The organism is Nostoc sp. KVJ20 (genome assembly GCF_001712795.1).
Taxonomy (GTDB): domain Bacteria; phylum Cyanobacteriota; class Cyanobacteriia; order Cyanobacteriales; family Nostocaceae; genus Nostoc.
Genome location: NZ_KV757598.1, coordinates 1 through 23864 on the forward strand (window position 1 = coordinate 1; position 23864 = coordinate 23864).

The window sequence follows — 23864 nt, forward strand, 5'->3', positions numbered from 1 at the left end:
TAGAAAAAGACGAAGGCGATCGGCTTCTTTCAGAACACCAAAGTAATCTCAGGGAAGCTGTTGTCAGCTATCAAAACCATAAGCAACCTTGAAAAATATTCCTAAATAAATATTCTAAAAAAAGGCGTGCTACTTCTCTTAGTAGCACGCCTTTTTTAGAAAATATTCCCTAGAAAACCTGATATAGCAGGAGGCAGGAGGTAAAAGTATTACTATTCCTAGCCTTGGGGTTTTTAAAATGTCCTAACCTATGTGGCTACGGCTATATTAGCTATGGATAATTAAGAATAGTAAACTTAAATAAATATTTTTAATATTTATTGTCAATCTCAATAATGAAAGTAGAACTCTCTAGAGGATGCTAATCTTTTTTAAACAAAAATTCAGAACTTATACGGATATGATTCAGTATGAAAATTCTTAAAATGATATATCAATACTGCTTACATCACAATGAGGACTATGGCAACCCCCTTAAGTCATAAATATTAGCAGAAAACTAAAGTCTGTCAATAAAACTCTATGCTAGATAAATTATTTCATAGCATAGTTTTGCTATCTTCTCATCTTCCTTGCTTTTAATAATCTTGATTTAGACTGCTACATAACAAATGTATTTGCACTTATTCACATATCTGCTGACCACTATATAGCTAGCGTGGGTTTTTTGAGGGTTGGCTTTTTTACAAAAGGAACAAACTATGTCCCATCGGGAACTTATTTCAAATAATCTTGTAAATGAATTTAAAACTTGTACTCAATTACAATATAATGGCAAATTAAATATTAAGAGTTCAAAGGGCAGTCAATGGACTTTTTACTATCGCCTGGGACGAATAGTTTGGGCAACAGGGGGAACTCATCCCTTTAGACGCTGGCGTAGGCATATAGCTCAAAATTGTCCCCAAATTGATATTGATAAGTTGCAGTTACGTTTGCAAGACCTATCAATCGATTACTGGGATTATCGCCTTCTAGAAATCTTGTATAAAAAACAGAAAATCCAGCGAGATCAAATCAACACTATTGTCGATAATACGATAGCAGAACTATTATTTGACCTCGCTCTGCAAGGAAACTTTGCATCTATAAGTTGCAATCGCAGCCAAGAAGTTATCTTAGAAACTCCAATGAGTTTCACGAGTGCAGAAATGTCTGTAAAGCACATGCAAGACTCATGGAAAATTTGGTCAGAAGCTGGTTTAGCAAATTTTTCTCCTGACTTAGCACCAATTCTGCGGCGGCCAGAGCAACTTGAGCAGATGGTAAGTCCATCTGTTTACAAAAACTTTGTGAATTTAATCAATGGCAAGTTCACTCTGCGAGATTTAGCCATGAAAATGAAGCAGAGTGTATTACCACTGACGCGTTCGTTGCTTCCCTATATCCTGAAAGGAATTATTGAATTGGTAGAAGTACCTGACTTGCCTTTAGGAATTACTGAAGTCAACAATAACTCTACCACCACACAAGGAAAAAAGCGGATTGCTCCATTAGTGGCTTGCGTTGATGATAGCCCTCAAGTATGTAAAATGCTAGAGGATATTATCACTTCCAATGGATTGAGGTTTGTCAAGATTCAAGATGCTGTACAAGCTCTACCAATTCTCATTCAGGATAAACCAGACTTGATTTTCTTAGATTTGATTATGCCAGTTGCTAGTGGTTACGAAATTTGCACTCAGTTGCGACGAATATCTACCTTTTCCAATACGCCAATAATTATATTAACGGGCAGTGATGGTCTTTTAGATAGAGTTCGTGCCAAAGTAGTTGGCTCTACAGATTTTCTTACCAAACCTGTAGTGGCTGATAAGGTAATGGGTATAGTACGTAAATATTTACCTACACCGACTGTATCCACCGATAATAGTAAATCTAATTTAGAGATTTGTAATTAGGAACAATTAGAGGCTATTTTTGTTCTGAATCCTTCTGCAAAATTTATAGTTTTTTCCACCTCAGTAAAAAATAACTTATTGAGGCAAAACTATTTTAGATTTACTCCAGTAATCAAGTCAGTGGCTCTGTTAATTATTTTAAAATTTGGATTTTAGATTGATTATCGCGTTTAAATTTGCTTGCTTTCAGGTATTTTTAAATTTTTAATATTCAATCCAAAATCCAAATTTTGATGATACAACTATTTGGTATTCAAATATATATTAATTTATGTTGATTACGTACTTTTTCTGAGGTTGATACATAAGGATTGAACCAAAATTAGACAAATACAAAATTTTGTATTTATAACAGTCCTATTTGATTTGTGAAATATTGGTTAGGGCAAAGGGGTTAGGGCTAGTCTCTAGTCCCTTCCATGTCTTGTTTAGGAAATCATTTAGGATTTGTATATCTAATTTGTTTACATTTTGATAAAAATTTAACGAGTAATTAGCATGAATACTGTTTTAGTTGTTGAAGATGGCTTAACAGATATGGAAATAATCAGCCGTTACTTACAACAGGCAGGTTATTCTGTGATGAGCGCTACTAGCAGTGAAGAGGCTCAAGACAAAATAGATAAAAATAAGCCAGACCTAATATTTCTCGACGTAATTTTACCGGGTAAAAGTGGCTTTGAAATTTGCAGAGAACTGAAAAACAATCCCAACACTAGCAAAATACCTGTAGTTTTTTGCTCTACCAAAAATAGTGATGTAGATAAAATTTGGGGTAATATGTTGGGCGCTGATGGTTATCTCTCAAAACCAATTGATCGAGACGAGCTAGTGGTAATTTTAAAGCGATTACTTAATTAGCAAATAATGTCATAAATCAATAATCACTAGAAGTTACTATTTCTCAGGTATAACCTATATAAGAAGAAACCATAACTGTAAATAGTGGCTAAAGATAAATAATCAAGGACAAAGGATTAATAACTTTGGAAACCCAGGAAAAGTTTTTAAGTTTTAATTTGGGAGTAAGTGATACAGCCGTAATTTCGTTACAACACATCACAGAGGTTTTGCAAGTGCCATTACCTGAAATATGTGCCGTTCCTCAAATGCCTAGTAGCGTTTTGGGTATTTATAACTGGCGTGGTGAAATGCTTTGGTTAGTGGATTTGGAGGCAATGTTAGGTTATCCTCCAATTTCGCAAGGATCAAATTTACTTTCAAGAATGATGGCGATTGTTCTGGAAAACAAGGGTAAATATTTGGGCTTATTGGTGCGACAGCTTATAGATATTGAATGGCTGGATACTAAGGAAATGAAACCCGCAACTGCTGAATTATTTTATCCGAAAATATCACCTTTTTTACAGGGATACTTTATTAATGATTCGGAGGACATGATTTTTAATTTAGATGCCACAACTATTATGCAAGCTCCCATCTGGGGGATTCATAATTGAACATTTGGCAATGGTTAATTAGGTAGAGGATTTTGACAATACTTAATCTTTAATGACCAAATACCAAATCATTTTTAGCTGTCACATATCAAATTATTATCCATCACAAGTTTTGAGGTTAATCAAATGACATTCTTGTATAACAGTAGCCAGGAAAATGAGCATCTAATCTCTGAATTAGAAAATCAGAATGGTAACGCTAATATAGCGAATATTGCTAGCAATGAAATAACTTTATTAAATGCGATCGCTCAGGAATTTAAAACTTGGCGGCGACAGTTGCAAGACATTGCTACTCACATGCGCCAAGCGCCAGACCTTGATACACTACTCAAAATCACTGTAGCGCAAATTAGAGAAAAGATTGGCTGCGATCGCGCCTTAATTTATCAGTTTACTTCGCGTGAATCAGGTAATGTTTTAGCCGAATCGAGAACACTAGGTTGGACACCAACTTTAGGTGAAAATATTCCCGGAATTATTTTTGGCTTATATACCAATCAAGACTATATAGAATCTGTAGTTATTGACGATATCAATCAAATACAACTTACACCTTATCAAAAGCAACTACTAGATAAATTTCAAATTAAAGCTAGTTTGAGTTTGCCGATTTTAGTAAAAGGTAAAGTATGGGGATTACTGTCAGTAAATAATTGCTACTCAATCCGGCAGTGGCAAGAAGTAGAAATTAGTCTACTATCTCAAATTACAACAGAACTGACTTACAAATTGCAGAGCTTTGAATTCCAAAAAGAACAGCAACAGCGGATACTAGCAAAAAAATCGGTAGCTAAAGTCATCGACAAAATTCTGCGAGTCTCAAATGTCGATAAGCTTTTTCAAACAACCACTCAAGAAGTACGTCAATTACTAAAATGCGATCGCGTTGGTGTTTATCGCTTCAAATCTGACTGGAGTGGCGAGTTTGTCGCTGAGTCTGTAGGTAATGGTTGGGTAAAAATGGTAGGCCCTGATTTTTACATGGTCTGGGAAGATAGCCACTTACAAGAAACTCAAGGAGGACGTTATGCCAAGGGTGAAAGTTTTGTGGTCGATGACATTTATCAAACGGGCCATGCTCAATGTCACATTGACATTTTAGAGCAGTATGAAATGAAGGCTTACATCATTGCACCGATATTTTCTGGAGAAAAATTATGGGGTTTGCTAGCAGCTTACCAAAATTCTGGGCCTCGTGATTGGCAACCTTGGGAAGAAACTTTTGTAACTCAAATTGGCCTGCAATTTGGTGTGGCTATCTCACAAGGGGAATATCTCGAACAAGTGCAGATGAAATCTGATCAACTAGCTCAAATAGTTGAACAAGAGAAAGTTTTCACTAAGATAGTCAACCGCATCCGACAATCTTCAGATGTAGAGAGTGTCTTCAAAACAACCACTCAAGAAGTGCGTCAATCACTACAATGCGATCGCGTCGCTGTCTATCGCTTTAACCCTGACTGGGGTGGCGAATTTGTGGCTGAGTCTGTGAGTACTGGTTGGACAAAACTGGTAGGCCCTGATATTAAAACCGTTTTGGATGATACCTACTTGCAAGAAACTAAGGGAGGTCGGTATGTCAGAGGTGAAAACTTTATCGTTAATAATATCTATGAAGTAGGTTTAGCTCCCTGTCATATTGAGATTTTAGAGCAGTTTGAAGCCAAAGCTTACATGATTGTTCCGATATTTTTCGGGGATAAATTGTGGGGATTGCTGGCAGCTTATCAAAATTCTAGCTCCCGTGAATGGCAAAGCTGGGAAGTAAACTTTTTGGTTCAGACTAGCTTGCAATTTAGCCTAGCTAAATCCCAAATAGATTATTTAGAATTAGTCCGGGTGAAATCTGAAAAATTAGCTCAGATAGCGGAACAAGAGAAAGCTGTCACCAAGATCAGTAACCGCATTCGGCAATCTCTAGATGTAGAAGAAATCTTCAAAACCACCACTCAAGAAGTAAGACAATTACTGCGGTGCGATCGCGTCGCTGTCTATCGTTTCAACCCTAACTGGAGTGGGGAATTTGTAGCGGAATCAGCAGGTCATCTTTGGGTAAAACTGGTAGGCCCCGACATCAAAACTGTCTGGGAAGATACCCACTTACAAGAAACTCAGGGAGGTCGATATGTCGAGGGTGAAAACTTTGTTGTAAATGATATCTATCAGGTAGGTCATTCTCCTTGCCACATTGAAATTTTAGAGCAATTTGAAGTCAAAGCTTATGTAATTGTTCCTGTATTTGCTGGGGAACAATTGTGGGGCTTGCTGGCAGCTTATCAAAATTCGGGAACTCGTGATTGGGAAGAATCGGAAGTCACTTTGTTAGCACGTATTGGTAGCCAGTTAGGACTGGCATTACAACACACCGAATATTTGCAACAAGTACAAGCGCAGTCAGCAAAATTAGCAGAAGCAGCAGCGCGGGAAAAGGCAGCTAAGGAGTTATTACAACAACGATCTATTCAACTTCTAACAGCCCTTAGACCCGCTCTCAACGGCGACTTAACGGTACGCGCACCAATTACAGAAGACGAGCTAGGCACGATCGCAGATGCTTACAATAATACTCTGCAAGCACTGCGGCAAATCGTTATTCAGGTACAGGGGGCTGCTCAACAAGTTGCCCAAACTTCTAGTAATAGCGACGCTTCACTGGCTGGACTAACCAATCTAGCACAACAGCAATCTGAGGAAATTACCGCAGCATTAGGTGATATTCAACAGATGGTAGACTCCACTCAAGCTGTGGTGGCAAACGCAGAGTTAGTGCAACTAGCAGTGCAACAAGCCAATCAAACTGTAGAGTCTGGCGATACTGCGATGAACCTAACTGTAAAAGCAATCCAAGGAATTCGCGAAACCGTTGCTCAAACCAGCAAAAAGATTAAACGCCTCAGCGAATCCTCGCAAAAAATCTCCAAAGTGGTGAATTTGATTGGTAATTTTGCCACACAAACAAACGTACTGGCTCTGAATGCAGCCATTGAAGCCACCCGTGCAGGTGAATATGGCAAAGGCTTTGCAGTTGTAGCTGATGAAGTCCGTTCTTTATCTCGCCAATCAGCAGCAGCAACCATCGAAATAGAAAAATTAGTTCAGGAGATTCAAGCAGAAACCGGGGAAGTTGCAGTAGCAATGGAAACTGGTATTCAGCAGGTAGTGGAAGGTACGAATCTTGTTAGCGACACTCGCCAGAACTTAAATGCGATCGTTTCTGCAACTGCCGAAATTAGTCAGCTAATCGAGCGAATTACCGCAGCGACTCAAAAACAAATGGCGCAATCTGTAACAGTAACTAAATCAATGCAAGATGTAGCAGAAATTGCTAACAAAACCTTTGCTGAATCTCAAGAAATTGCTACTGTGTTCCAAGATTTATCAGGAATGGCGCAAGAGTTGTTAACAACTGCTAGCAAGTTTAAAGTCAAATGAATTTTAGATTTTAGATTTTGGATTATGAATGAGGAGGATTTTAAGCGGAGAACAAAGCAGCTAGCATTGCGAGTAATCCGCTTAGTAGAAGCTCTTCCGCAGAGCCGAACGGCAGATGTAATTGGCAAGCAGCTAATCCGTTCAGCAACATCTGTGGGAGCTAACTATCGGTCAGCTTGTCGTGGTAAGTCAACCGCCGATGTCATTGCTAAACTCAGCTTGGTAGAGGAAGAAGCCGATGAAAGTCTTTATTGGATGGAACTTATTGTTGAAGTTGGTTTATTACCACTGGAAAAAGTTAGCAATTTGATGTCAAAAAACACCGAAATTCTTGCAATGACAGTTGCATCAATTAAAACTTTACGTAACAAATCCAAAATCCAAAATTTAAAATCCAAAATATGATTACAGATAACGAAATTCGCGAACAAGGATACATCTACTTTCTGGCTGAAGCCCCGGAATTAGTCCAAATTATTGAACAAGAACTATTTAGCTTATCGGAAGGTTATAGCACTGCCAAAATTCACAACTTAATGCGGGCTACTCATACCCTTAAAGGTGGTGCTGCTAATGTTGGATTAGAAGTAATTAAGATGATAGCCCATTTTTTAGAAGATGTATTTAAGGCTCTCTATAACCCAAATGTGGTAGTTGATGCTGAATTACAAACACTTTTATTACAAGCTTATGAGTGTCTGAGTATAGCATTAAATACTGAGCTAATCGGCAGTACTGTTAATGATGAAGAATTGCTTCATCGAGCAACTTCCGTCTTTGCACAGTTACAAGAAAAATTGGGTGATGCTTTTGGTGCTGAGTCTCATATTCCCACCTCTGAAGAATTGGGATTTGATATTGTGCAGTCAGTTTTTGAAGTGGGAGTAGAACAACGTCTAAACAGTATTGCTGATGCTGTTAATAATCCACCAAATGATGCCGAATTAATTGAATTTTTAAAATCTCAATCTGAAGTGTTTTTCGGATTGGCAGAATCTCTAAACTTACCTGGTTTAGGAGAAATTTCCCAAACTATTCTGTTGGCTTTGGAAACAAATCCCACCCAGGTGCAGAAAATTGCAGAAATTGCCCTTGCAGATTTACAACAAGCACAAAAATTAGTATTAGATGGCGATCGCACATCTGGTGGAAAACCTTCTCCAGGTTTACTAAAACTCACAATTGTGGAAAATCATGAGTTATTTGAAGAATTGCAAAATAATTCATCTACTGGCAGTTTTTTCACCCATGAAGAACAATTTTACCAGTTTATCACTACATCTGATCACAATAAAAATGAATCGGTCAATCCAAAAACTGCCAAGTTTTATTTAAAGGTAATTCGCTATATTTTTGGCTGGTTCAATCACCAGATGCAAATACCAGAAGCAGAACTAAGTTTGAATTTACTAGTTCCCACATTAGAAAGAAAAAGTCTACTTAAGTATATCGAAAACTGGCTGAAAAAGTTTCTTGATTTTGTTCAAGATGAAGAAGATAGTCCAAGTCTTTATATTTATAGACGTGGTATCATCTTAATCATTCTATTTGCAGTTGCAAAATTTCAATATTCTCTTAAATCATCTGATACGTATCTCTCAGTAATTAAAATTCTACAAAACCAAATTTATAAATTAGCAAAAGAATATAAAAATTATCCTCCTGTTACTGGCGAAGAGAAAAATTGGCTTGATAGTCCCAGATTACAAACACTCTTAGTTATTAAAGAGATATCTGTATCACCCCAAACAACTGATAACTTACTAGAAGCAATATGGGGAGAAGAAGCTAGCCAAAATATTGCTGCTGAAATCGTGACTTTCCAGACTGATGATGATTTTTCAGAAAAGCTTGATTCATTAACTGTCAGTGAACAGGTAGTTATCAATGTTTCTGAAACAGCTATTGAAGTCATGCCTGATTTAGCTACACAAATCAACAAAGAAATAGAAGATAAATCACAGTATGTTCAAACTAAAAACTTTCGCCAACCTTCATTTATTCGAGTAGATACAGAGAGACTGCAACACCTTAATTATCTAGCAGGAGAATTGCTGATTTACCAAAAACGGCGTGGATTGCAAGATGAACAAGTCAAAGAAATAATTGAGCAATTAATACAGCAACTCACTAGACACCAAACAACTTTAAATGAATTACGCGATTTACCATTACAAATACAAAATATAAGCTCACAACAAACGCAAAGTTTTGCAGTGGATTTTGACTCTCTAGAAATGGATGTATATACAGAATTTCAGATGACATTGCATGAAGCAATAGAAGAGACATTGCAACTACAAGAAACCACAGAGTCTCTTGACTTGCTGCTGACCCAAGCTGCTCAAATTAGTGACAAACAAGAGAATTTAACTCTTAATATTATAGATAGCTTAGTAGAAGCACGAATGTCGCCTTTGGGCAATATCCTGAATCGCTTCCCCCACATGGTAGATAAGTTGGGGAATGTTCATGCCAAACTTGTAGAATTGAAACTTATTGGTAGTGAAGTACTAGTAGATAAAGCGATCGCAGAAAAGCTGTACGATCCCTTGTTACACTTAGTGCGTAATGCTTTTGACCACGGTATTGAAGCTCCGCAACTTCGTCGAGAGCTTGGTAAACCAGAACAAGGTTTAATCGAAATCTGCGCCTATCATCAGGGTAGCCAAACTGTTATTGAGGTTCGGGATGATGGTCAGGGATTAAATTTAGACAGAATTCGGAGAAAAGCTGCTGAACTTTATCCCATACAAACTCAAGAAAAAACTAGAGCTTATGCTTCTAATCTGCCTGAATCTGAACTTTTAGATTTGATATTTGCGCCTGGGTTTTCTACTGCTAATAAAGTGAGTGATATTTCTGGGCGCGGTATGGGTTTAGATATTGTGCGTACTCAGATGCACGCACTCAACGGCTCAATTTCAGTTCAATCCTTACCCAATCAAGGAACAATATTCATACTCAAAATTCCTTTTTCTATGACTACAGAAAAATTAATGCTAGTTCAAGCCAAAGGTGTTGTTTATGCTCTCCTTTTGGACAGTGTAGAAAAAATATTGATTCCCTCCGATCAACAGATTAAAGAAATTGAAGGGAATAAAGTCTTGCATTTGCACACAGACAATGATGAGACTATGGTCAGCCTTCGTCAGCTTTCAAAGTTGATTGATTATAATGGTTCATTCTTTAATAGTGCTACTTCATACAACACATCAAATACTCAAGATCCAAGTTTAACGAAGAATCCGGTGCTTTTACTACGACGAAATCAGGGAAAAATTGCTTTAGAAGTTGACCAAATAATTGGTGAACAAGAACTGGTAATTAGACCTTTAGGAAATGCGATCGCACCGCCAAAATATATTTATGGTTGTAGTAGTTTAGCCAATGGTAATCTCATCTTAGTGATTGATGCTTCACTGCTGGTAAAGTCTAGCGAGATCCAACAGACAACACTTGATATCAGAGCGCTACCAGTAGCTTCAGCTTCTTCCTCAAATAAAAAAGCCTTGCCGATATCGGGGCAGACTTTTTCATCTACACCATTACTTGCTGCATCTACTTCCACAACAATTATAGAAAGCCAACCCAGTTATTCTCAAGAGCCAAATAAATCACCAAAAGTTATTTTAGTAGTAGATGACGCAATTAGTCTCCGCCAAACTCTTTCTCTCACTCTGCAAAAATCTGGCTATCAAGTAATACAAGCTCAAAATGGTGTAGAAGCTCTAGAGAAGTTGCACTTACATCCAGAAATTCAAGTTGTTGTCTCCGATTTAGAGATGCCACGAATGAATGGTTTCGAGTTGTTGAGTAATTTCCGTCAATACCCCAATTTAAGCAAAATACCTGTAGTGATTCTCACTTCTCGTAGCGCTGAAAAACACCGCCAGCTTGCCCAAGAATTGGGTGCAAAAGCTTACTTAACTAAGCCTTATTTAGAGCATGAATTTTTGTCTACAATTAAAAGTTTAATTAATAGCAATACAGATGATTTAAATCATTTGCTCATGGTGACAAATCATTAAAATTAATCTGAATTTTAGTTGAGTGCTATCGGTAAGTTATCTGTGAGAGTTTAAGTTCAGTGATACCACACTGGTGAAAGAAGCATGGTGTAGTTATGTGGTGTCTCAATCCTTGGGACGCGATCGCCTTAATTACCAGGTAGATTATTTGGATCTACACCTAGAGAACGTAAATACTGCGCTAACTGTTCAGTCTTTTGCCGCTCCTGTTCTACCTGTTCTGCATCTGTCAAATAGCGATTTCCTTGCTCGTCATACCAACATAAAAACTCCTGTTGTATCCCAGCAATTACAGCTTGGTGTCGTCCTATACCTAAACCCACCTCTGGCATCAAATAAGGTTCACCTATTTGTAGTTGGTAGTTTCCATCTATCAACTTATACACTTCAAAGGGTTGATGTTGGTCGCGTCGCCAAAATTCAGGGTTATAAATTACGTAGTACAATACACCGAGTTTTCTGTAGATATCTAGCTTCTCGTCATATTCACCGCCTGGGGTATGAGATACCATTTCTAATGTGAATATTGGAACTATCCCATTTTCTTCCCAAACCGCGTAACTTTTGCGTGATTTACCACCCTTTTTCCGTTCTACTCCCAGACTTAAAAAAGCATCTGGGACTACAGGTACTCTAGGATTTACTCCTGTGGTGTGATACAGTCCCATATCTACTCCGAAGTACCAATCCATGCGATTTGCCCAAATGGAGTTAAGTAAAAAGAGTAAAATATTGGGCAAAAAGTTTTGATCTTCGTTATCCACTGGTGTATCGTCTGAACAGGGAAGTTCATCAGTAGTTGGTAACGCATTTTTGAGATCAGGTGAGAGCATAACCGTTGTCTCGCTGGCGTTTAATGCCTTTATTATAAATGAGCGAACAAAAGTTTAACGTTTGGGTGTAGCTTCACCAAACTTAATTAAAAATGCGATCGCAATACTAACAAGCAAAATTAACGTCATACTTAAGGCTGAACCAAATCCCCAATTTTGCGTTGCTCCAAGAAACTGGTTATAAACTAACCGCGCCGCCGTCATACTAGAAGCACCACCGAGTAATTCTGGATCGACAAAATCCCCCAAGCCTGTGATGAATACAAGCATGGAAGCAGCTGCAATTCCCGGCAAAATTTGCGGTACGGTTACTTGGAAAAAAGTTTCTACAGGATTTGCACCTAAATCAGCTGCGGCTTCTAGCAACTGCTTGTCTAACTTTTCGAGAGAAGCATATAAAATCAAAACCATGTAGGGTAACAAGCTGTAACTCATCCCAATCAATACAGCTTGACTCTGATTAAGTAATTGCAAAGTAGGCAAGCCTAAATTGCTGAGTAAACTATTTAATAAACCAGTAGGACGAAGAATTGTAATCCAAGCATAGGAGCGAAGTAAAGAGGAAGTCCACAAAGGCAAGACAAAGCTTAATAACAGTAAATTTCGCCAACGCTGCGGTGCTATCTGAGCAATCCAATAAGCGACTGGGAAGCCCAAAATTAAGCAAATTATTGTGGTACCAAAGGCAAAAAATAGCGATCGCCCAATTACTTGCACATAAAGAGAGTCAAATATTCGGATGTAGTTTTTGAATCCGTTGGGATTGACCAAATCTCCCGGTCGGATGTCTGCAACTAAACTTAACTCGAAAATTATCAAAGTTGGCAACACCAACAAAAGCAATAACCAAATGCCAGATGGTGCAAGCAATACCAAGGGTTGGAGCCAATTTCTGACGGGGCGATGCAATTCTTCTATTTTAGAAATCTCATTTTTTTCCAAATTAATCACTCCTAACTCCTAACTCCTAACTGTTTTAACTGCTGGTCAATTGAGTCCAATAACGATCATAAACCTCTTCAAATTCTCCTACAGGAGTAATACGTTCACAATTTTGTAAAAGTGACTCTGGCGGAAACAAATTAAAATTGTTTTGGATTATTTTTGGCAATTGTTCAAATCCAGCGCTATTAGGTGTAGAAATATTCAGACGTTGAGTGATTTGGGCTGCTATTTCTGGTTGCAAAATCATGTTAATCCAAGCATAGGCTCCAGCTTGATTGGGGGCTGTTTTGGGAATCACAATAGTGTCTGTCCATAATGAAGAACCACTGCGAGGAATCACATATTTGAGTTTAGGGTTTTCTTGAGAGATTTTCACTGCATCTGCTGAATAACACATTGCCAAGAGTAAATCTCCTGCCAGAATTTGATTTTGCCAAGCGTCGGTGTCGAAACGTGCGATCGCAGGTTTTAGTTCCTTCAACTTTTCATAAGCTTGTTTGATTTCTTGTTCATTTTTTGAGTTGTAAGAATAACCTAGCATTCGTAACGTCGCACCCATCACCTCTCGAACATCATTGAGCAAAGTCATTCGCTGATTAAGTTGCTCTTGGTTTTGCCAAAGGTAATCCCAGTCTTGTGGTGGATTTTTGATTTTTTCGGAATTGTAAAGTAAACCTGTTGTTCCCCAGTTAAAAGGGATACTGTAGCGGTTATTGGGGTCATAGCTAGGATTCTGGAACCGGGGAAATAAATTCTCTAGACCGATTAAGCGATCGTGATTTATTTCTGTTAGCAAACCTTTGTCTACCATCTTCTGCACCATGTAATCAGATGGGTTGATGATGCTATAAGTGCCACCGCCTCCAGCTTGCAACTTAGCTAGCATGACATCATTGGAATCATACACATCCGCTAGCACTTTTATGCCAGTTTGGGTGGTAAAATTTTTCAGTAATTGATTGTCAGTATATTGCGTCCAGGTAAAGATATAAAGTTGGTCACGCTGACCATTAGTATTAGAATTAGCACGTACTTCAGCCAGCCTCCAGCCACAACCAGCTAAAGATAAGCTAGAAAGCGCTGCCACCCCTTTTAAAAATTGGCGTCTGTTAGTCATTAAGTTAATAGTTAATCATCTTCTGTGTTGTTGTCGATTGATTTTAGATATAGGACTCATATTTGATTTCTGAAAAAACTCAGTACAACTAAGAAGCCTTCTTTCCTGTTGCCTGTTGCCTATTGCCTGTTGCCTATTGCCTGTCTACGCAAATTCGTTCAGAAATCAAAGCGGATTCCTATATGCCTTTAATTAGAGTGCTCATAGCCAGTTTAAACATTAACTTAAGTGTATCTACCTGTGCAACTGTTAATAAGTTACGGCTATCAGCTAGTTTGAGTAAAGATTTTTAATCTATTTAAACAAGCTTGAGCTATAAGAATTAACAAGGTGAGCGATCGTCAAACTATCAGGGGAACCCAGGGTTGTCAGCTGAACTGCACTTCTGTAGTAGCAAAAAGAACAGGGTTTGTCATTACCTTACCAGTTAAAACTGTGACAGGAGTTTTGGATTCATAACTGTAAGGAGGACTCATACAAATGTCTAATTGGCAAAACTTTCGCTTGCAGTTTCAGGGAATTCGATATTATCTGATTTTCCTGGCTGCCCTCTGGTTGACTTTAGGGGTTCCAGGTTGCAGTTTCTCCCCATCCAATTCTCAAACAACTTCATCTCTTAGTCCCACCCAGATCAAGCCAACAGTAGAACGCTTTGACGGTGTGACGGTTAATGTCATTACCCATGATGAAGCAATTTATACGGGAACTAAGCGACATATTGCTGAGTTTGAATCGCTAACTGGAGCGAAGATCAATTTAACGGGTATTCCCTTTAAAAATCTCTACACCACATTACAAAAGAACTGGTCTGGTAACAATTCAAAGTACGATATGGCAGTGATCTTGCCTCAATGGCTGATTGACTTTATCAATGCTGGCTATTTGGAAGATTTAACTGCACGAGTCAATACTGATAATGCTTTGCAGTGGTCAGATATTGCTCCGATCTTTCGGAATGTGAGTGCGACTTATAAAGGGCGGATTTATAGCATTCCCTTGGATGGCGATTTTCACATGGTTTATTACCGTACCGATCTGTTAAAGGAAGCTGGTTTAACGCCTCCAGCAACATGGGATGAGTATTTGGCGATCGCTAAACGGTTTCATGGCAAAGACCTAAATGGCGACGGTAAACCAGACTATGGCTCTTGTATTTCAAAGCGTGCTAATGAAAATAGCACAAGTATGTTGATTTCCATTGCCACTCCTTTTTTGCAATCTCAGGGAACAGCACAAGGAGCATTTTTTGACCCAGATACGATGAAACCTTTGGTCAACAATCCAGCTTTTGCCAAAGCACTGGATATTTACAAACAAACTATGGACTATGGAATTCCCCAAGATCAAAATCTGGGTGGTTCTAAAGCTAGAGAATTATTTATCACTGGCAGGTGTGCTATGACCATTGATTGGGGCGATGTCGGGCCTCTAGCTATAGATTTGTCTGTGTCTAAAGTGATGGATAAAGTCGGTGCTGTCATCACTCCAGGTACTACTCAAGTCCTCGATCGCAAGACCAACAAATTGGTCGCCTGCAATAAATTTACCTGTCCATACTCCATTGGTGGCGTCAATCACACGCCTTATGCAGCTAATGTTGGTTGGACTGGTGTAATTCATACTAAGGCAGCATCAAGGGTACAGGATGCCGCATACTCGTTTCTCTCATATATCAGTCAACCTGCTCAGTCCAGTATAGATGTGACTATCGGCACAACGGGCTTCAATCCCTATCGAATTTCTCAATTTCAAAACTCAGATCCCTGGATAAAAGCAGGGCTGTCGTCTAAAGCTGCTAACAACTATCTGGCAGCGATTGGGGTCAGCTTGAACAGCCCCAACATCGTTTTGAATTTGAGCATTCCCCATAATCAGCAATATCAATTTGAAGTCCTCGATGCCGCTGTATCTAATTTTTTAGCAAACAAACTCACCACAGAGACAACCATGCAGCAGATTGAACAGGGATGGGAGCAGATTACTAACACAGTCGGGCGTGATTCTCAACGCGCCGCTTACCGCGCCAGCATCGGGCTATGACAGAATGAAAAACTCTACGCCACTTGCGGGATGGAGTTTCCCGTCGCTTTCAATAAAAGGGGGCAATAAGGCAATACAGTTCAAAATGAGCAACAAAACTCTCATAATGATAATGATATCGAAATCATTTATGACTTGTAATACACAGGCAATATCAGTAGCTTGAGACTGTAACAGGAGGCACGCAAGTGCGAAATTGGAACCTCAGCACCAAAATTATTGCTTCCTATTCAGTGCTAATCGCAGTGATGGCTGGGACAATAGCTTCGGGGATGTACTGGCAGTTTTACTCTAGTCAACGGCAGGCAATTCGTAATCGTCTTTTGGCGATCGTCAGTCTGGCAGTTCCCCAAATCGATAGCGATTATCACGGATTGGTTCTCTCGCGTAGCGATCGCACTTCCGCCTTTTATAAAATTAATCAAGATAGACTTGTAGCCATTCAAGCAACCAGTCCAGATATTAAGCGTATTTATACGGTACGCCAGCAACCAAATAAAAAATTTGTCTATGTCTTAAACTACGACCCTGCCGATCAAGGCAAAACTGTATTGATTGGCATGGATTACACCAAGTCATTAGATAATTTGTATGCAGCCGTTGCTAGAAATACACCCTTCGTTGAGCCGGAATTTCACCAAACTGCAAATGGCGAAACTATTCTTTACGGTTATGCCCCAATTACCAATCTCCAGGGTCGTGTGAATGGATTCTTGGTGGTTGAACTGGATGCAAGTTCTGTGTTGCGCCAGGAATATTCAGTAGCCGCATTTGCTTTGGTAACTTTTTTGGGTGTATTGTTGCTGACTGTAGTTTTAGTGCGTTGGCTATCGCGATCGCTTGTCGTGCTACCAATTTTACAACTCAATAGCGCCGCCAAGCAATTAGAAAGGGGAAATTGGGATGCAACTCTACCGAGCGATGTCTACGACGGGCTACGCCTACGCACCGATGAGCTTGGAGAACTCTCCGCATCTTTTAATAGCATGGCTAAACAGTTGCAAACCTCCTTTGCCACTTTAGAACAAAAAGTAGAAGAACGAACGCTACAACTAGCAGAGGCCAAAGAAAAAGCCGATACTGCTAACCTTGCCAAGAGTGAGTTTCTGGCTAACATGAGCCATGAACTGCGAACACCGCTTAATGGCATCCTAGGCTATGCCCAAATTCTCCAAAACAGTGAACCATTAACAGAACGAGCTAAAAAAGGTGTAGATATCATCTATCAGTGCGGCAATCATTTGCTGAATCTAATTAATGATGTCCTTGACCTTGCTAAAATCGAAGCCCATAAGCTGGAATTGTACCCCAGCGATGTCTATTTACCGGCACTTCTGGAAGGCGTTGCGGAGATGATGCGCGTGCGTGCTGGTCAAAAAGGAATTCCTTTCACCTATCAACCTGATTCTAATTTACCCATTGGCATTACAGTCGATGAAAAACGGCTACGCCAAGTGTTGATTAACTTATTAGGCAATGCCATTAAGTTTACTGACGAAGGCGGGGTGACGTTTCGCGTTAAAACTCAAAAACTGGAAACTGGAACCTATCAAATTCGCTTTCAGGTCGAAGATACAGGGGTGGGGATATCGCCATCTGGACTCACGAAAATCTTCCAACCCTTTGAACAAGTGGGTGATGTGAAGAAACAAGGAGAAGGTACTGGACTAGGACTAGCAATTAGTCAGCAAATCGTTTCTCTGATGCATAGCACCCTAAATGTGGAAAGCCAGTTGGGAAAAGGTAGCACCTTCTGGTTTGAGGTCGAACTTGCCGAAGCTAAAGAATGGGCAGCAAGTCTGCGAACAACTAAGCAAGAGAAGATTACAGGATTTCAAGGCAGCAAGCGCCAAGTGCTGGTAATCGATGACCGTTGGGAGAATCGGTCAGTTTTGGTCAATTTACTCAAACCTTTAGGTTTTGTAGTGACTGCCGTCAGCAACGGTAGAGAAGGATTGGACAAGGCCAAAGAGATTCATCCTGACCTAATTATTACAGACTTGATGATGCCAGAAATGGATGGCTACGAGATGCTGCGACAGTTGCGACAGATTCCTGAGTTGAAGAATATTCCAGCGATCGCTTCTTCAGCTAGTGTATTTGAAAGTAACCAAAATGAGAGTATCACAGCCGGAGCCGATGCTTTTTTACCCAAGCCTGTAGAAGCCCCAGCACTGCTGAAGTTGTTGGAAAAATACCTGAGTCTGCAATGGATTTATGAGTAAAATTCCATTAGGGTAAAGGTTAAAGGTTTTTTCTTTCCCCTTTCCCCTTACCCTTTTCCCCAAAACCCGACAAGTATTGACCCCAGATGAGATCATTCCCCCGACCGATGAGGTTTTGTCGAAATTGCACACATTGGCGTTGCAGGGACGCTTGATGGCGATCGAGCAACAGCTAAAAACTTTGGAAAAAACAGATGATCAGAGGTTGAATGAACAAGTTTTTCGCTGTGACTTTCGGCACTTTTAGATCCCCTTAAAAAGAAGGGAATCGGAATCAAAGTCCCCCTTAAAAAGGGGGACTTAGGGGGATCTAAAATTTTTTATACTGACAAGAGGACTTTTCAAACATCCTCTCAGATACCCGACTTCGCGCAAGTTGTCAGGGATCTTTTTTGGGAATACTAAATCTGGAAGTTTCACAGATTTAGCAGCATGGTTAGCACTATTGTCAATATTCCCGGATACAAGATTAGCGAAGAACTCTACAATGGTTCGAGAACCCTAGTTTATCGAGGGTATCGAGAGACTGACTCGTTACCTGTAGTGATTAAACTGCTGAAAAATCCTTATCCCAGCTTCTCTGAACTCTTGTCGTTTCGCAATCAATACACCATCGCCAAAAATCTTAACCATCCGGGAATTATTCAAACTTATAGCCTAGAACCATACCAAAATGGCTATACGTTGGTGATGGAAGACTTTGGGGGCATATCTCTTAAGGATTTTGTCAAGGTAGAGAGGTTACATATAACCTCTCTAAAGGAATTTTTGCTCCCCGCTATATCTCTGTGTAACACATTAGATATTCTCATTCGTCATCGTATTATTCATAAAGATATTAAACCCAGTAATATTTTAATTAATCCCGAAACCAAACAAGTTAAATTAATTGACTTCAGTATTGCATCTTTGCTACCAAGAGAAACCCAAGAAATTCAAAATGCCAACGCTCTAGAAGGCACACTTGCTTATCTTTCACCAGAGCAAACTGGAAGGATGAATCGGGGAATCGATTACCGCAGTGACTTCTACTCATTAGGTATCACATTTTATGAATTACTCACTGGAGTTTTACCATTTGTCTCAAACGATCCGATGGAGTTGGTGCATTGTCATCTTGCCAAAAATCCCATTGCCGTACATCATCACAATCCCAATATTCCCTTAGTTTTATCTGAAATCGTCAGTAAGTTAATGGCGAAGAATGCCGAAGAACGCTATCAGAGTGCCTTGGGAATCAAGCATGATTTAGAAATTTGTCTAAGTCAATTACAAGCCACCGATAATATTGAATATTTTACATTAGGAGAACGAGATATTAGCGATCGCTTCCTCATTCCCGAAAAACTCTACGGCAGAGAAACCGAAGTATTAACCCTGCTCCAAGCATTTGAAAAAGTCAGCCTTGGGACAACAGAAATGATGTTGGTAGCAGGTTTTTCTGGAATTGGAAAAACTGCCGTTGTCAATGAAGTTCATAAACCCATTGTCCGGCAACGCGGTTATTTTATTAAAGGGAAATATGACCAATTCCAGCGCAATATTCCCTTTTCGGCATTTGTGCAAGCATTCCGAGATTTAATGGGGCAATTGCTTTCAGAATCAGATGCACAACTACAAGCCTGGAAAACCAAAATTCTCGAAGCCGTTGGCGACAATGGACAAGTCTTAATTGATGTAATTCCAGAGCTAGAACGTATTATTGGTACTCAACCTCCAGCTATAGAACTATCAGGGAGTGCTGCCGAAACCCGCTTTAATCTGCTGATGCAGAAATTTGTGCAAATCTTCACAAGTGTTGAACATCCCTTAGTGATGTTTTTAGATGATTTGCAATGGGCAGATTCCGCATCGCTGAAATTGCTGGAATTATTAATGTCAGAAACAGGACATTTATTAATCTTGGGTGCATATCGGGATAATGAGGTTTCGCCGGTTCACCCATTCATCCTGACTGTAGATGAAATTGTCAAAACTGGGGCAGTGGTCAATACGATTGTTCTGCAACCTTTAAGCGAACCAGATATGAATCAGTTGGTAGCAGATACCCTAAATTGCAAATTATTTCTAGCCCAACCTTTGACAAAATTAGTCTATCAAAAAACTCATGGTAATCCTTTTTTTGCTACCCAGTTTCTCAAAGCATTAAATGACGATAATCTAATTACTTTTGACTTAGAATCCTGTCATTGGCAGTGTAATATTGCCCAAGTCAGAGCCTTAGCAATTACTGATGATGTGGTGGAGTTTTTGTCACTGCAATTGCAGAAGTTGCCGAACCAGACTCAGAATGTTCTCAAACTAGCAGCTTGTATTGGAGCGCAGTTTGATTTGAATACGCTGGCGATCGTTTCAGAACAATCCCTAGAAACAACGGCGGCTGATTTATGGAAAGCTTTGCAAGAAGGGCTGATTATTCCGAATACGGAAATCTATAAGTTCTTTATTCAATCAGATGGTACCTCGGTTTCTAATGCCGCAGCTAATCCGATTTATCGGTTTTTGCATGACCGAGTTCAACAAGCAGCTTATTCCTTAATTCCTGATGACCAAAAAAAAGCAACCCATGTCAAAATTGGGCAGTTACTTCAGCAAAACTTTTCAGAAATAGAACGAGAAGAAAAACTGTTTGATATTGCCCTTCATTTGAATTTAGGAATTGAATTAATTAATCAACAACAGGAACGAGAAGCCTTAGCGCAACTTAACTTCAAAGCTGGCAGTAAAGCCAGAAGTTCAACTGCATACACTGCCGCCAAAGTGTATCTACAAACTGGAATTGATTTACTAGAGGTCGATTGTTGGCAACATCAATATGAACTAACTCTAAATTTGTATGTGACGGCTGCGGAAGTTGCGTATTTGAATGGTGACTTTGAGGGTATGGAACAGCTAGCCGCAGTGGTATTGCGACAAGCACAGACTATTTTCGACAAAGTGAAAATCTACGAAATTCAAATCGTGGCACAGACGGCTCAGATCCAAATATTAACTGCGCTGGCAGTGGGAACAGAGGCTTTAGCACAATTTGGGGTGGATTTCCCGACGGAAGTAGACGAAGCTTTGATTGACAAAGCCTTACAAGAACTTAACCAGCAACTAAATGGTAGAGAGATTGCTGGGTTAATCGATCTGCCCGTGATGAGCGATCGCACAGCCCAAGCCGCGATGCAATTGTTAAGAATGTTGGTTGCACCTGTGTTCCAGGGAATGCCAGGTTTACTGCCCCTGTTGAGCGCGACGATGGTGCGGTTGTCGCTCCAGTTTGGCAATGACAAAGCCTCGACAGTCGGCTATGTGATTCATGGCATGGTGCTATGTTCAATTCTTTGCGAAGTCGAAACAGGCTACGAGTTTGGTAAATTATCACTCTCCTTGCTGGAGAAGTTGAATGCTCAGTCTATGAAATGCAGCACTCTCAACCTGTTTGGAAATTTCATTCAGCATCACCAGCAATCATTCTTGGCAACGCTACCAACCATGAAAGATAGTTACATCATTGGTATGGAAACAGGTGATTTTCTCTTTGCTGGCTACGGCATAGCAAATTACGCCTATGTTGCGCTTTTTGCAGGTGTAGACCTAGACACGTTGGCACCGGAATTGACTGGTTACAGTGCTGCCCTGGCTCAATTGAAACAAGATTCAGCGCGGATTATTTTGGGTATGGTGCGGCAAACAGTGCAGCAGTTCAGAGAAACGGTGAGCCAGCCCGATTGCTTAATAGGCACTGCCTACGATGAAACGGTGATGATTCCTAAGCACCACGAGGATAAGAATCTCACAATGATCGCCTTTGTATCTACTTACAAACTGCTGCTTGCCTACTACTTTGGCAATTATCAGGCTGCTCTCGACTATATCACCCAAGGCAAATCCTATTTGATGGCAGCATCGGGAATGGTGCATATTCCCACTTTCCATTTCTATGCAGCCCTGACGTACTTGGCACTTGCTCCCACAAAGTCAGAAATTGAGCTTTCGGTAATTCTCGCCGAGTTTAAAACCTATGAAACTATTCTGCATCAGTGGGCGCACAATGCCCCGATGAATCATCAGCATAAATGGCATCTCTTGGAGGCCGAAAAGTGTCGAGTTTTCGGTAACAAATTGGAAGCAATGGAGCAGTACGATCGCGCCATTCAACTCGCCAAAGAAAATCAATACCCCAACGAAGAAGCATTAGCCAATGAACTAGCTGCTAAATTCTATCTGGATTGGGGCAAAGAAAAAATCGCTCAAACCTATATGAATGAAGCTTATTATTGTTACACCCGTTGGGGAGCAAAAGCTAAAGTTGTTGATTTAGAAACCCGCTATCCCCAACTACTCGCCACAATTTGCCAAAAACAGCAATCATCTTTCACATCTACGGAAACGATGATTGCGATCTCTTCTCACACGATTCAGACTTCTAGCTTCAATAATGCTAGCCTCTCTGAAGCCCTGGATCTGGCGACCATTCTCAAAGCTTCTCAATCTCTGTCGAGTGAAATTGAGTTGGATAAATTACTCTCAACTCTACTTGAGGTGATACTGGAAAGTGCGGGAGCGGATAAATGTGCGTTGCTGATGCCTTCAGGCTCGCGCTGGGTAATTGAGGCATTATCCCAATTGGAACAGCCTAATATTATCTTGCGAAGGCTGCCCTTTGACGATGGTCAAACAGTACCCGTTACCCTAATCAATCGGGTCAAAAATACCCTCACCTTGACAGTAATTGAGAATGCAGTAGTTGAGCCAACCCTAGTAGCTGACCCTTATATTATTCGCCATTCACCTAAGAGTATTCTCTGTGCGCCAATTCTCAACCAAGGCAAATTGATTGGCATTTTGTACCTAGAAAATAATTTGACAGTGGGAGCATTTACGAGCGATCGCCTACAAGTTCTCAAACTCCTCACGACTCAAGCAGCGATCTCTCTAGAAAATGCCCAACTTTATCGCCAATTAGAGGAATATTCCCATACTTTGGAGCAAAAAGTCGAAGAACGCACCCAGGAAATCACACGTTCTTACACTCAGCTAGAATCAACCTTAGAAAAACTATACTCAACTCAAGCCAAGCTAATTCAAGCTGAAAAAATGTCAGGTTTGGGACAGCTAGTTGCTGGAATTGCTCATGAAATTAATAATCCGATTAATTTCATCTATGGCAACTTAGAGCCAGCCAGTGAATATGTTGCTTCCTTAATTGAATTAAATAACTTATATCAGAAATACTATCCCCAACCGTTGCCAGAGATTGCCGCAAAAATCACCGAGATAGAACTAGAATTTCTGGTGAATGATTTACAAAAGCTACTCTCGTCGATGAGGGTAGGAGCAGATCGTATCCGTCAAATTGTGCTGTCGCTGCGAAATTTTTCCCGTTTGGATGAATCAGAAATAAAATCAGTAGATATTCACTCTGGTATTGATAGCACGCTGTTAATTTTGCAACATCGACTTAAAAACAATAGCAAGCATTCCGAAATTACAGTTATTCGAGAATATGCAAACCTACCTTTAGTTAATTGTTATGCTTCAGCGTTAAATCAGGTATTTATACATCTGATAAATAATGCTATTGATGCTATACAAGAATCAAAGATAAATCGCACACCTACTATTAGAATTCGGACGGAATTTTTAGAACCTAAAAAGGTAATAATCCGCATTGCAGACAACGGTGTAGGGATGAGCGAGTCTGTGCAAAATAAGATGTTTAATCCATTTTTTACTACAAAGCCGATTGGTAGTGCGACAGGTTTGGGATTGTCAACTAGCTATTCGATTGTAGTAGAAAAACATGGAGGTCAGTTAAACTGCATTTCTAAACTAGGAGAGGGAACAGAATTTTCCATTGAAATTCCGTTATAGTTTAGTCCTCAGATC

Annotated in this window: 13 protein-coding genes; 10 read left to right on the plus strand and 3 right to left on the minus strand. The window is 39.8% G+C overall.

Annotated features, from left to right (window positions below; genetic code table 11):
- Positions 1-701 precede the first annotated feature (701 nt).
- The 6 genes from A4S05_RS11310 (at position 702) to A4S05_RS11335 (ending at position 10827) form a co-directional block, all read left to right on the plus strand.
- Entirely contained in the window at positions 702-1901 is a 1200-nt protein-coding gene (locus A4S05_RS11310; RefSeq protein WP_069069928.1) for a response regulator, read from the plus strand.
- Between the two features lie 498 nt (positions 1902-2399).
- On the plus strand, positions 2400-2762 hold the full coding sequence (locus tag A4S05_RS11315; protein WP_069069929.1) for a response regulator transcription factor: 363 nt from the start codon (positions 2400-2402) through the stop codon (positions 2760-2762).
- 125 nt (positions 2763-2887) lie between these two features.
- Positions 2888-3361, plus strand: coding sequence for a chemotaxis protein CheW (locus A4S05_RS11320; RefSeq protein WP_069069930.1), 474 nt, complete (start codon positions 2888-2890; stop codon positions 3359-3361).
- A 126-nt stretch (positions 3362-3487) separates the two neighbouring features.
- On the plus strand, positions 3488-6796 hold the full coding sequence (locus tag A4S05_RS11325) for a GAF domain-containing protein (RefSeq protein WP_069069931.1): 3309 nt from the start codon (positions 3488-3490) through the stop codon (positions 6794-6796).
- A gap of 24 nt (positions 6797-6820) precedes the next feature.
- Complete coding sequence (locus A4S05_RS11330; protein WP_069069932.1) at positions 6821-7201, plus strand: four helix bundle protein; 381 nt, start codon at positions 6821-6823, stop codon at positions 7199-7201.
- Positions 7198-10827: a hybrid sensor histidine kinase/response regulator gene (locus tag A4S05_RS11335; RefSeq protein WP_069069933.1), complete on the plus strand. Its 3630-nt coding sequence runs from the start codon at positions 7198-7200 to the stop codon at positions 10825-10827. Before A4S05_RS11330 ends, A4S05_RS11335 begins: the two co-directional genes overlap by 4 nt.
- A 128-nt stretch (positions 10828-10955) precedes the next feature.
- On the opposite strand, the gene A4S05_RS11340 is transcribed toward A4S05_RS11335, so the two are convergent.
- The 3 genes from A4S05_RS11340 to A4S05_RS11350 are packed head-to-tail and all read right to left on the minus strand — an operon-like array spanning position 10956 to position 13722.
- Positions 10956-11660: a Uma2 family endonuclease gene (locus A4S05_RS11340; RefSeq protein WP_069069934.1), complete on the minus strand. Its 705-nt coding sequence runs from the start codon at positions 11658-11660 to the stop codon at positions 10956-10958.
- A gap of 54 nt (positions 11661-11714) precedes the next feature.
- Entirely contained in the window at positions 11715-12608 is an 894-nt protein-coding gene (locus A4S05_RS11345; RefSeq protein ID WP_069069967.1) for an ABC transporter permease, read from the minus strand.
- Between the two features lie 28 nt (positions 12609-12636).
- A complete protein-coding gene (locus A4S05_RS11350; protein WP_069069935.1) occupies positions 12637-13722 on the minus strand; it encodes an ABC transporter substrate-binding protein in 1086 nt (361 codons plus the stop codon).
- A gap of 480 nt (positions 13723-14202) precedes the next feature.
- On the opposite strand from A4S05_RS11350, the gene A4S05_RS11355 reads away from it, so the two are divergent.
- The 4 genes from A4S05_RS11355 (at position 14203) to A4S05_RS11365 (ending at position 23849) form a co-directional block, all read left to right on the plus strand.
- The gene (locus A4S05_RS11355; RefSeq protein WP_069069936.1) at positions 14203-15762 is read left to right on the plus strand and encodes an ABC transporter substrate-binding protein; all 1560 of its coding nucleotides are present in this window, start codon (positions 14203-14205) and stop codon (positions 15760-15762) included.
- A 188-nt stretch (positions 15763-15950) separates the two neighbouring features.
- The gene (locus A4S05_RS11360; protein ID WP_069069937.1) at positions 15951-17987 is read left to right on the plus strand and encodes an ATP-binding protein; all 2037 of its coding nucleotides are present in this window, start codon (positions 15951-15953) and stop codon (positions 17985-17987) included.
- A gap of 76 nt (positions 17988-18063) precedes the next feature.
- Complete coding sequence (locus A4S05_RS41510; protein ID WP_176726978.1) at positions 18064-18234, plus strand: hypothetical protein; 171 nt, start codon at positions 18064-18066, stop codon at positions 18232-18234.
- Positions 18235-18419: 185 nt separating this feature from the next.
- Positions 18420-23849 (plus strand): trifunctional serine/threonine-protein kinase/ATP-binding protein/sensor histidine kinase, encoded by a 5430-nt coding sequence (locus A4S05_RS11365; protein WP_069069938.1) that lies wholly within the window; start codon positions 18420-18422, stop codon positions 23847-23849.
- Positions 23850-23864 lie beyond the last annotated feature (15 nt).

Coding starts and splice junctions, on each gene's coding strand:
- A4S05_RS11350 (WP_069069935.1), bottom strand. CDS start 13,722: ATGACTAACAGACGCCAATTTTTAAAAGGGGTGGCAGCGCTTTCTAGC.
- A4S05_RS11310 (WP_069069928.1), top strand. CDS start 702: ATGTCCCATCGGGAACTTATTTCAAATAATCTTGTAAATGAATTTAAA.
- A4S05_RS11335 (WP_069069933.1), top strand. CDS start 7,198: ATGATTACAGATAACGAAATTCGCGAACAAGGATACATCTACTTTCTG.
- A4S05_RS11355 (WP_069069936.1), top strand. CDS start 14,203: ATGTCTAATTGGCAAAACTTTCGCTTGCAGTTTCAGGGAATTCGATAT.
- A4S05_RS11340 (WP_069069934.1), bottom strand. CDS start 11,660: ATGCTCTCACCTGATCTCAAAAATGCGTTACCAACTACTGATGAACTT.
- A4S05_RS11330 (WP_069069932.1), top strand. CDS start 6,821: ATGAATGAGGAGGATTTTAAGCGGAGAACAAAGCAGCTAGCATTGCGA.
- A4S05_RS11365 (WP_069069938.1), top strand. CDS start 18,420: ATGGTTAGCACTATTGTCAATATTCCCGGATACAAGATTAGCGAAGAA.
- A4S05_RS11325 (WP_069069931.1), top strand. CDS start 3,488: ATGACATTCTTGTATAACAGTAGCCAGGAAAATGAGCATCTAATCTCT.
- A4S05_RS11315 (WP_069069929.1), top strand. CDS start 2,400: ATGAATACTGTTTTAGTTGTTGAAGATGGCTTAACAGATATGGAAATA.